General features: G+C 50.6%; 11 protein-coding genes. 10 read left to right on the top strand and 1 reads right to left on the bottom strand.

Features of this window, described 5'->3' with window-relative positions:
• The 9 genes from AC3DOM_RS01145 to AC3DOM_RS01105 form a co-directional block, all read left to right on the top strand.
• Positions 1-460 (top strand): DUF2085 domain-containing protein (locus tag AC3DOM_RS01145; RefSeq protein ID WP_487917182.1); only part of this gene is annotated, 460 nt, incomplete at its 5' end.
• A gap of 234 nt (positions 461-694) precedes the next feature.
• Complete coding sequence (locus AC3DOM_RS01140) at positions 695-1,285, top strand: TetR/AcrR family transcriptional regulator (RefSeq protein ID WP_487917181.1); 591 nt, start codon at positions 695-697, stop codon at positions 1,283-1,285.
• Positions 1,286-1,320: 35 nt separating this feature from the next.
• A complete protein-coding gene (locus tag AC3DOM_RS01135; RefSeq protein ID WP_487917180.1) occupies positions 1,321-2,580 on the top strand; it encodes an isochorismate synthase in 1,260 nt (419 codons plus the stop codon).
• The gene (gene menD, locus AC3DOM_RS01130; protein WP_487917179.1) at positions 2,577-4,346 is read left to right on the top strand and encodes a 2-succinyl-5-enolpyruvyl-6-hydroxy-3-cyclohexene-1-carboxylic-acid synthase; all 1,770 of its coding nucleotides are present in this window, start codon (positions 2,577-2,579) and stop codon (positions 4,344-4,346) included. Before AC3DOM_RS01135 ends, menD begins: the two co-directional genes overlap by 4 nt.
• Positions 4,347-4,355: 9 nt before the next feature.
• A complete protein-coding gene (locus AC3DOM_RS01125) occupies positions 4,356-5,213 on the top strand; it encodes a 1,4-dihydroxy-2-naphthoyl-CoA synthase (RefSeq protein WP_487917178.1) in 858 nt (285 codons plus the stop codon).
• Between the two features lie 38 nt (positions 5,214-5,251).
• Positions 5,252-6,688 carry an o-succinylbenzoate--CoA ligase gene (menE, locus tag AC3DOM_RS01120; RefSeq protein WP_487917177.1) on the top strand — a complete coding sequence of 479 codons (1,437 nt, stop codon included), beginning with the start codon at positions 5,252-5,254 and terminating at the stop codon, positions 6,686-6,688.
• Positions 6,689-6,718: 30 nt separating this feature from the next.
• Positions 6,719-7,519: a 3-deoxy-7-phosphoheptulonate synthase gene (aroF, locus tag AC3DOM_RS01115; protein ID WP_487917176.1), complete on the top strand. Its 801-nt coding sequence runs from the start codon at positions 6,719-6,721 to the stop codon at positions 7,517-7,519.
• Positions 7,516-8,328, top strand: a complete 813-nt coding sequence (menH, locus tag AC3DOM_RS01110; protein WP_487917175.1) for a 2-succinyl-6-hydroxy-2,4-cyclohexadiene-1-carboxylate synthase — start codon at positions 7,516-7,518, stop codon at positions 8,326-8,328. The genes aroF and menH overlap by 4 nt, the downstream gene beginning before the upstream one ends.
• Before the next feature lie 250 nt (positions 8,329-8,578).
• On the top strand, positions 8,579-9,085 hold the full coding sequence (locus tag AC3DOM_RS01105; RefSeq protein ID WP_487917174.1) for a DUF1684 domain-containing protein: 507 nt from the start codon (positions 8,579-8,581) through the stop codon (positions 9,083-9,085).
• Between the two features lie 5 nt (positions 9,086-9,090).
• On the opposite strand, the gene pgl is transcribed toward AC3DOM_RS01105, so the two are convergent.
• Complete coding sequence (gene pgl, locus AC3DOM_RS01100; RefSeq protein ID WP_487917173.1) at positions 9,091-9,828, bottom strand: 6-phosphogluconolactonase; 738 nt, start codon at positions 9,826-9,828, stop codon at positions 9,091-9,093.
• A gap of 174 nt (positions 9,829-10,002) precedes the next feature.
• Here pgl and AC3DOM_RS01095 point away from each other — a divergent pair, with 174 nt between their 5' ends.
• Entirely contained in the window at positions 10,003-10,683 is a 681-nt protein-coding gene (locus AC3DOM_RS01095; RefSeq protein WP_487917172.1) for a DsbA family protein, read from the top strand.
• Position 10,684 lies beyond the last annotated feature (1 nt).

Raw genomic sequence — 10,684 nt, 5'->3', positions numbered from 1 at the left:
AAGTTACTCACTACCTGAAATCCAGGCAGTCTGGGTGGATACGATCAATCCTTTAGTGTTGCGAAAATTCAGGGGTACAGCAGAGATTGGGTGGAAGGTGGCCTGGTCTGACCGGATGATCTCTTTCTACGGCGGGATTTGGCTTTCGGCACTGATCTGGTATCCGCTTCGTCGCCGGATAAAAAACTTGCATCCATTAATGCTGGGTTTTCTACTTCTCCCAATTGCTGTGGATGGAATCACGCACCTGGTCAGTGACATGGCTGGAATTGGGATGGGATTTCGTGATACCAATCTGTGGTTGGCAGCATTGACTAATCACGCTTTCTCCTCTACTTTTTATATCGGTGACGCACTTGGCTCCTTCAACTCGTGGATGCGTATCCTGACCGGGTTGTTCGCCGGATTGGGAATAGTCTGGTTTGCTTTTCCGTATATTAGCGAGACAATTTTGGATTAAATGATCTGTCTGGTGGGGGAATAAATTCTTAGGCAGTGATTATATTGTTAGCCTGATAACTTACATTCTTCGCTGAAAGAACGCACTATTCAGTTATATCCTGTCTTCGTCAAATTACATAATTATCTCCCCCCCCCATTTTATTTTTTCTTGACACAAGGCTCGCTTTGGGATATAACAAAACAGACTGACCAGTCGGTTTATTTTATTATGCGCAAGCACACCGATAAATATATGATTACAAAAGCCGAACACACCCGCCAACGTATTCTGGATGCCGCCCTCTCCGTTTTTTCCCGAAAGGGATATTACGATGCGCGCATGGACGAAATTGTTGCCGAGGCCGATTCTTCCAAAGGCTCGGTGTATTTTCATTTTTCCAGCAAAGAGACCCTCTTTCTCGCGCTGATTGATGAGTTTGCCCATCGCCTCGAAGAAAGTCTCACAAAAGCCATCGCCGCCGAGCAGGGAGGGGTTCACAGGGTCGAAGCCGCCCTCAACGCGGGTTTAGGCGTATTCGGAAAATATCGTCAGTTGGCCAAAATTTTCCTTGTCCAGGCAGTAGGATTGGGGCAAACTTTTGAAGTCAAACGACTAAAAATCCTGGATAATTTTGCGGTTCTGATCAAAGAGCATCTTGATGAGGCCATTGCTGATAAAGATATTCAACCCATTGATACCACCATCGTCGCCTATGCCTGGGTCGGAGCGATCAATGAATTGGTCATGCGCTGGATCCAAACCGGCGAGCCAGAACCTGAACGAATTTTGCCAACCTTAAGGACTATGTTATTACGAAGTATTGGTTTTGAGCATAAATTATAGGTGCGAAACATTAGAAGCGAAAGTGATTTATTGGTATGGTTCTCGAACGCGAACGTCTTAGAATTAGCACAAACGATTGGAAAGTATCTGATCCACTGGCATTATTGGATAGTCTTCATGGGCAGCCACGCTGGGCCTGGATGGATAAAGAGCAGACACTGGTCGCCTGGGGAAAGGTTGCGACTTTTCCGATAAATGAACTGGAAGCCCAGCTGGAGCAGTTAAAGGATCATCTGCCTGAAGCGGATATCCCCCTCTTTGGGAGCCTGCCCTTTGACCAGACCAGCACACCAGATGACATCTGGTCTGATTTTGCTACATTGGGTTTCATCCTGCCCCGTTTCATCTACCGTCACTCTGGCAGTCAGGGACAATTAACCGAAGTCCATTCTGATCAGGAACTTCCTGAAATTTTCCGGCCACCTCACTTGAACTGGCATCCTGATGCAATCCCATCTGCACAAGTGACCCCGAAACTGAGCTTTTCGGAGTGGGAGGCAATGATCTGGGAAGCCCAACGTCAGATTGAAAATGGGCATATTCAGAAAGTGGTCTTTGCCCGCGCTCTGGACGTCACCTTTGCACGCACCCCTCCCCTGGTGACTGTCTTTTCACGTTTGGCAAATCGCTACCCAAATACGTATCGGTTTTACTTCGAACCGGTTCCAGGGCATGTATTTCTGGGAGCCACGCCGGAATTACTCGTCCGCACACGAGGCTGTGCACTTGAAACAGTTGCGATGGCTGGTTCCATCCGCCGTGGGCAAACGCCTCACGAGGAGGATGAATTGGGGGCAGCCCTGCTCGCCAACCAAAAGGATCGCCTCGAACAGGCTATCGTGGTCGAACGCATTTGCAATGAACTAAGTCCTCTGTGCGATTCCTTCCAATATCCCAAAGAGCCTGTTTTGCGTCGCCTGCCCAATATTCAGCATCTCGAAACACCCATCCGGGGACGGTTGAAACGGCCCGGTCTTTTAGGTCCGGCCCAGGCATTACATCCCACTCCCGCGCTGGCTGGGCACCCTCGCCAGGCTGCTCTGGAGATGATCCGCCAATCCGAGCCTTTGCCACGTGGCGCTTATGGCGCACCGGTTGGCTGGATCACCCCACAGGGCGACGGAGAGCTGACCGTTGCCATACGCTCGGCCATATTCCGAGGATCAGCTGGTCGGCTCTATGCCGGTGCTGGTATTTTAGCTGAATCACAGCCGGAAAAAGAATGGCAGGAAACAGAGCTTAAATTCCGCCCGATGATGGAAGCCCTCGGATTGATCGAGGAGGAGACTGCGTGACCGCTTTACCACCTAATAGCGCTACCACCTGGGCAGAACTATTGGTAGAGGAACTCTACCGTGCCGGGCTACGTCGCGTTTGCATCTCACCGGGATCACGCTCCACATCGCTGACAATGGCTTTCGCTGCGCATCCTGATATCCGTCATTTTATCCATCTGGATGAAAGAAGCGCGGCCTTTTTTGCCCTCGGCCTGGCACTGAAAAGTGGAGAGCCGGCTGCACTGGTATGTACCTCGGGTACGGCTGCGGCGGAGTACTTTCCGGCGGTGATCGAGGCCAGCCAGAGCAATATTCCAATGCTGATGCTGACCGCCGACCGACCACCAGAACACCGTCATAGCGGGGCCAACCAAACCATCGACCAGATCAAACTTTACGGCGATTTTGTCCGTTGGAGCGTGGATGCGCCCTTACCCGAGAAAGATCCCTCCCCACACCTGGGCCGTTCTTTGCGCGCACTGGCCAACCGCGCATTCGCTTATTCTCTGGGCATGAACTCTGCTCCCGGTCCGGTCCATATTAACCTCCCGTTTCGCAAACCCCTCGAACCGATCCTTGTGGTTGACGAGACCACCCCAACGTTTTTTTCCCGGGAGGGGGATGCTCCCTGGACGCGCATTCATATCTCCTCACGTCATCCATCCCCTGATCTGATTGCCGAACTGGGGACTAGCATGCACCAGGCTCCACGCGGTCTGATCATTGCCGGACCGCGCTGTCCAAAAGGAGATTTTCCGGCAGCATTAGCCGATCTCTCTGCTGCGACAGGCTACCCAATTCTGGCTGATCCTCTCTCCGGATTGCGTTTTGGCCCACATACCGCTCGCGGAAACATTATTGCTGGCTATACGCTGGCATTAAAGGCTGGTCTCCTGGCGAATTCTCCTTTTCCTCAAATTGTGTTGCGTTTTGGAAGCATGCCCGTATCTCAGGCTTTGAGCGATTATCTGGAATCCCTGCCAGAGGATATCCCCCAGATTGGCATTGATCCGCACGGAAGTTGGAACGATCCAATTTTCACCAATAGCGAAATGGTCACCGCTGACCCTCTGCCGCTGGTCCGCGGCCTTCTTTCTCAGGATGAAATTTTTTCAGTGGATTCAGCTTGGGCGCAGTTCTGGCGCTCCGCTGAGGAAAAGGTCTGGGCTGCGCTACAAACTGCCGGTTCGTATGAAGGTAAATTGGTTGCAGACCTGATCAACGCTTTGCCCGCCGAGGCAAACCTCTTTGTAGCCAATAGTCTGCCCATCCGCCATGTGGATGAATGCGCCCCCACCCGAATTGAACCCTTGAAAGTCTACGCCAACCGTGGGGCCAGCGGAATTGATGGCACGATTTCTACTGCGCTGGGTGTAGCTGCTGCCAGCAAAGATCCCCTGGCATTATTGACCGGTGATTTGAGTTTTTTCCACGACCAGAACGGATTGCTGGCATTGAGAGAACCCGGGGTAAAGGCCACTATCCTCTTGATCAATAATAATGGCGGCGGAATTTTTCATCGCCTGCCGATCGCTGAATTTGAACCCTCATTCACGGAGCTTTTTGTCACCCCCCACGGCCTGGACTTCAAGCATACAGCGCGTTTGTATGGGCTGAACCACAGCCGAGTATCCGCGGAAGAAGCCCCATCTGCATTGGAAAATGCAATGAGCGCATCAGAATCGCAATTGCTCGAAATTCATACGGACGCTGCAAATAGCGAGCGTCTCCGCCGGGAAATGGTAGCAAGCCTGAAGACAGAAGAGTCCCGACCCAAAAAATAAGGAGTACATATGACGTCAAAAATCCGCCAGGAAATGGATTGGCAAATAGTAAAGGAATATCAGGATATTACCTCCCACAAATCAGATGGGATCGCCCGGATAGCCTTCGATCGCCCTGAAGTGCGGAACGCTTTCCGTCCGGAGACCATCGATGAAATGATCGAAGCCTTCCAGACCGCCTGGACAGACCCCCAGGTGGGAGTTGTCCTGCTGACCGGAAATGGACCCTCACCAAAAGATGGGAAGTGGGCCTTTTCATCTGGCGGCGATCAGCGCGTCCGCGGGCATGGTGGGTATGAGGGCGGCTTTGAACTGCCCCGCTTGCATGTATTGGAATTGCAGCGCATCATCCGCTTTATGCCAAAAGTAGTAATTGCCGTTGTCCCCGGCTGGGCGGTCGGCGGCGGTCACAGCCTGCATGTGGTTTGTGATCTGACGATCGCCAGCCGCGAACATGCTATTTTTAAACAAAACGATGCGACTGTCTCCAGCTTTGATGGCGGCTTCGGATCTGCATATCTGGCCCGCATGGTGGGGCAGAAACGTGCCCGAGAGATCTTCTTTTTGGAAAAACCTTATACCGCCGAGGAAGCATGCCAGATGGGGATGGTCAATGCCGCTGTGCCGCACGCAGATCTGGAAACAGTCGCAGTGGAATGGGCGAAAACTATTCAGCGTAAAAGTCCGACTGCCATTCGGATGCTCAAATTTTCCTTCAACCTGGCTGAAGATGGCATGGTTGGACAGCAAATTTTTGCTGGAGAGGCCACCCGGCTGGCTTATATGACCGATGAATCCAAGGAAGGCCGCGACGCCTTTTTGGAAAAACGAGACCCGGATTTTGATAAATTCCCCCGTTGGGCATAAATTAAAGCCACACTAAAGTCTACTATTCAATTATTCTTATGAATGATTTCCTTTCCCTTGCCGCCCAATCATCACCTGAGCGCCTCGCATTGATAACCTCCGATGTGGAGATAACTTACGGGGAGTTAAATCAGCGTGTGGCCGTTTTATCTTCCCGATTGGATGCGGCGGGAATTCAGGCAAAGGATCGAGTCGCCGTCCTGCTTGACCGTGGGCTTGCCTCCGTTGAACTGGTGCATGCACTGGCCCGACTGGGGGCAGTCATCGTGCCGCTCAATACGCGGTTGACATCGACAGAAATGCGCTGGCAAATTGAGCAGTCAGATTCTCGGTGGGTGCTCAGTGTTCTTCCCGCACCATTGCTGGAGGAAGCCATCCTCCTGGATGATCTGCCGCGTATGGGAGAATCCGATCAATGGCTGGGCAGCCCCCTTGATCTGGATGCCGACTTTGGGATCCTTTTCACCTCAGGGACGACCGGTAAACCAAAAGGCGCGGTGCTGACCTGGGGAAATATTTTCTGGTCTGCCACTGCCTCAGCCTTTCGGCTGGGTGTGCTTCCTTCGGATCGCTGGCTGTTGACCCTGCCGCTCTATCATATTGGCGGACTGGCGATCCTTTTTCGAAGCGCGCTCTATGGCACTGCGGTTGTGCTGCCCGATTATCCCGGTGACCCATTTGATTTGGAGCAGTTATGGAGAAAAATGCATAATGCCGACGTCACCCTTGTTTCACTGGTGCCCACCATGCTTTACCGTTTAATGGATCGCTATGAAAAAGAGGATTGGCCTTTATCTTTACGTTTGATTCTCCTGGGAGGCGCCGCTGCCACCCTCAAATTGCTCCGGGCTGCCAGGGATGCATATCTTCCCCTGGCCTTGACATACGGTCTGACAGAGGCCACGTCTCAGGTCGCTACTACTGATCCGGAGCTTACCCGACTCAAACCGGGCACAGTGGGCAAACCCTTGCAATGGTTGCAGGTCAGCATTCACGATGAGGATGGTCAGCATTTGCCCGCCGGTGAAATTGGCGAGGTCTGGGTCCAGGGGCCGATGGTGATGCGCGGTTATCTTCACCAGGCTACAGGTAATGATTGGCTGCATACCGGCGATCTGGGGTACCTGGATGATGAAGGCGACCTGCGGATCGTTCAGCGCCGTAGCGATCTGATCATCAGCGGCGGCGAAAATATCTATCCCGCCGAAATAGAAGCTGTCATCCGTCAGCATCCCGCCGTCACAGACGCCTGTGTAGTTGGACTTCCAAATCTCGAATGGGGGCAACAGGTTGCTGCAGCCATAACCTTGCGACCTGACGCTTCCCTGGACGAAAAATCTCTACTCACCTTTTGTCAGCAGCATTTGGCAAGTTATAAACTTCCACGGCAAATGGTTATTCTCGACACCCTTCCACGTACCTCATCGGGAAAAGTACAACGTGATAAAGTCATTGACCAATTCAGCAGGAACTGATTTTTCTTATAAAGAGTAAATTTATTAATAATGAACATAACAAATCAAAAAATAGAAATTTCCCTCGCTCCCGATCTGAAAATTGGCGGAGAAAATATCATCCTGATGCTCGGACCCTGTTCGGTGGAGAGCTATGCCCAGACCCATGCCATCGCCAGGCTGATCCACCAGCTTGGTCTGCGCGTCATTCGCGGTGGAGCCTTTAAGCCACGGACCTCGCCGGATTCTTTTCAAGGCCTGGGTGAGGAAGGCCTGAAGATATTACGTAAAGTGGCCGATGAATTTGATCTGCTTGTGGTGAGTGAGGCCCTGGGGGTGGAGCAATTGCCTCTGGTGGCAGAATATGTTGATATTATCCAGATCGGCAGCCGCAATATGCAGCATTATCCCCTTTTATGGGCCGTTGGTGAACTGGATAAACCGATCCTGCTCAAACGTGGTTTCATGTCCACGGTCGATGAATGGCTGGCTGCTGCCGACCATATTGCCAGCCGAGGCAATCAGAAGATTATCCTCTGCGAGCGAGGTATTCGGACCTTTGAGACCTCCACACGCAATACCCTTGATACGAACTCCATCGCACATCTCAAAATAAACAGCCCTTTTCCGGTGATGGGAGATCCCAGCCACGCTACGGGGCGTGCCGATTTGGTGATCCCTGCGGCGCGGGCCGCCCTGGCGGCTGGTGCAGATGGTTTACTGGTGGAAATTCACCCTAAACCGGAAGAGGCTCTCTCCGATGGGGTGCAATCGCTAAATCTGGAGCAGGCAAAGGACCTGGTTGTTCAGACTACTCGTTTGGCGGAGGCCATGCGGCGGGGGATTGCATGAGATCCAGGCCCTGGCCCCTGCATGAACTTGGCGATCCATCTCACCCAGCGATCATATTTCTACACGGCTTTATGGGTCTCGGTCAGGATTGGAAAAATATAGCCCGTCCACTCAGCGAGAAATTTTATTGCCTTTTTCCAGATTTGCCAGGTCATGGTGAGAACCCCCTGGATGCGCAGCCAGGGCATGTGGCCTGGGCCTCTGCTTTGCGGGACACACTCCAAATCCGTAGCCTCAAGCGTGCCTATCTGGTCGGTTATTCAATGGGCGGACGGTTGGCGCTGTATTTCTCGCTTAAGTACCCTGAATTGGTTGAGGGGCTGGCAATGGAGTCAACTAATCCAGGCATTACCGATCCCAAAGAACGACAGGCACGCGCCGCCTGGGACGATAATAATAAAGCCCAAATTCAGAGTAAAGGGCTGGCCTCTTTTTTGACTGACTGGTATGAGATGCCGCTTTTTGCATCTTTGAAAAATATTCCGGGGCTAAAAGATGAGCTACGGGTTCAGCGCGCCCAGCAAAACCCCGAGAATATGGCCCGAGTAATTCGACATCTCAGTCCGGGACGACAGCCCTCTTTGTGGGAACGTCTGCCAGATCTTTCTCCATCCACGCTGCTGGTGGCTGGCCTTTTGGATGAGAAATACACCCAAGTTAGCCGGCAAATGGCAGAAATTATCCCTGACTGCGAGCTTGCGCTAATCCCGGCCTGCGGTCATAATGCCCACCTGGAACAACCTGATCGATATATTGAAATTATCCAAAAATGGCTGTATTCGGGGAAAAATATTTCGAATCCGAAATAAGGTATACCTGATCTCCTCGATTAATTCTTCGGCTCTGATGAGGTAAGAGAAATCCACCAATGTGCTTCTAATCAACTAATAGAGCGATTAAATAGAACCTGTACAATCTTGTCTTTGCGAGGAGGGCTTTAGCCTGACGTGGCAATCTCCCTACATAGAGCGGGAGATTGCCACACCCCGAAAAGCATCGGAGCTCGCAAAGACATATCATTGTGTAGCTTCTAAATGATTTGTCTATAAGGAGAATGCCATGACAACTTTAGTTGAATCACGTAATGAAAAAAACACTTTTTTTGCACGCCACCCTCAAAGCCCATTGACGGATGAACAGAAAACATCTTTCAAGGAACTTAATTATTTCCCTGAAGCTACAGATTTGCGCCTAAAAGTTCAGATAGAACGCTTTGACAACCAGGGTGAGATACAAATTCCCACATCAACCGGTGGTTTTCAAGTCTATCAGCGCTTTGGAAAATTCAAATTTCAGGTCAACGGCCAGGAAGCAGAACTTACCATTTTTTCTTCTTCTGGTGGATATTTTTTACCCTTTGTTGATTCAATGGCTGGGGAAGAAACCTATCCTGCCGGCCGCTATCTTGAACCGGAAGCAATCGGCAACGATCAATTTCTAATTGATTTTAATCTGGCCTATAACCCCTATTGTGCTTATAACGATCGCTGGGCTTGCCCCCTAACCCCGGCTGATAACAGGTTGTCTGTGCCCATCAAGGCAGGCGAAAAGAATTTTCATCCTTAAAATACTCAAGGGATCATTTTTGCTGCGGCTGAATCTACCATCCACAAAACTTTCCCGTTCGTTGGATCAATCGCCTGCGAAGGAAAGCGATCCACATCTCTTGTTTCCCCTAATGCATTCGCCAAAGCATCGGCTTTCGCCTCACCGCTCACGAGAAAAATTATTTTCCGTGCTTGATTGAATACCAAAGGTGTCATCGTCAGGCGCGTTGCGGGTCGACCCTGATAACTTCCCTCTGTCACGATAATCGGATCCTTCCACAAAGCGGATTGGCCCGGAAACAGGGAGGCAGTATGCCCATCACTGCCCAACCCAAGCATCACCAAATCGAAACGCACGGAGCTTTGGTTTGCCTCTGCGATTGAGCGAAGGGTTTGAGCATAAGCCAGTGCCGCCTCACCTGGAGAGGGATCAGTCGGTATTGAGTGGATATTCTCATCCGGGATATTTACGTGATCCAGCAACGCCTCGCGTGCCTGCCCGAAATTGCTCTGCGGATCTTCATGTGGCACATGGCGCTCATCTCCCCAAAAAAGGTGAACTTGTCCCCATGGCACAACTTCCAGCAGAGGTGGTTTTGACAGTAAACGATAAGCCATCAACGGAGTTCCGCCACCACTGAGCACCGCCAAAAACCGTCCGCGTTTACTGATGGCATCATTCGCCAAGCTGACAAAATGCTCGGTAAAAGATTTTGCAAGAAGTTCCCCATTTTGACTAATATGGATTTTTGATTTGAGCAATTTGAATCCTCACACTAAAAATAATATGAATATCTTACCTTAGATTTCAGGTATCTATTTATCATCATCAGGGTAAAGATATTCCTGTAAGAATATTGCTCTGAAAAACATCATAGTCGAATATGAAAACGTTCAGTATTCGCGATAAATAAATAATTATTTACTGGAGAAAATATGCCAAAAGGAAAACGCAAAAGCCAAAAGCAAACCCGCCGTGAAAAAATGCGAGCAGATAAAGAAAGAAAAAAGTGGGTTGGATATGGTGCTCTGGCCTTGGTTTTAATCGCAGCTATTTTATTTATCACATCTCGGCCACCGAATGCCCCACCTTTGGATGATGCTCGCCTTTCATCAAACCCGATTTTGGGACCTGATACCGCCAAGGTGACAATTACCGAGTATGGTGATTTTGGCTGCCCTGCCTGCCAATCCTGGCATCGCTCTGGAATTAAGGAGCAATTACTGGCGACCTATGGCGATGATATTCAATTTGTTTGGAAGGATTTTCCTGTCATCACTGCGCAATCTCCCAAGGCTGCCGAGGCTGGTCAATGTGCACTGGATCAGGGAAAATTCTGGGAATATCATGATCTGCTTTATGCAAAAGCGCCCGCGATCAGCGTCAGTGAATTGAAAAATTATGCCTCAGAAATTGGGTTGGATACCGCGCTATTTGAGGCCTGTCTGGACTCAGATCAGAACCGCGCCAAGGTAGAGCAAAACCTGGATGAAGCCCGTCGTCTTGGATTGCCAGGCACCCCATCATTTTTAGTGAACGATACAAAGCTAATTGGCCCACCATCCTTTGAATTCTTCAAATCCACAATCGATGGGATTTTGGCTAGCGGCGGGTAAA

This window comes from Candidatus Desulfolinea nitratireducens (assembly GCF_982879505.1).
This window is presented reverse-complemented; position numbering and strand designations above follow the sequence as displayed.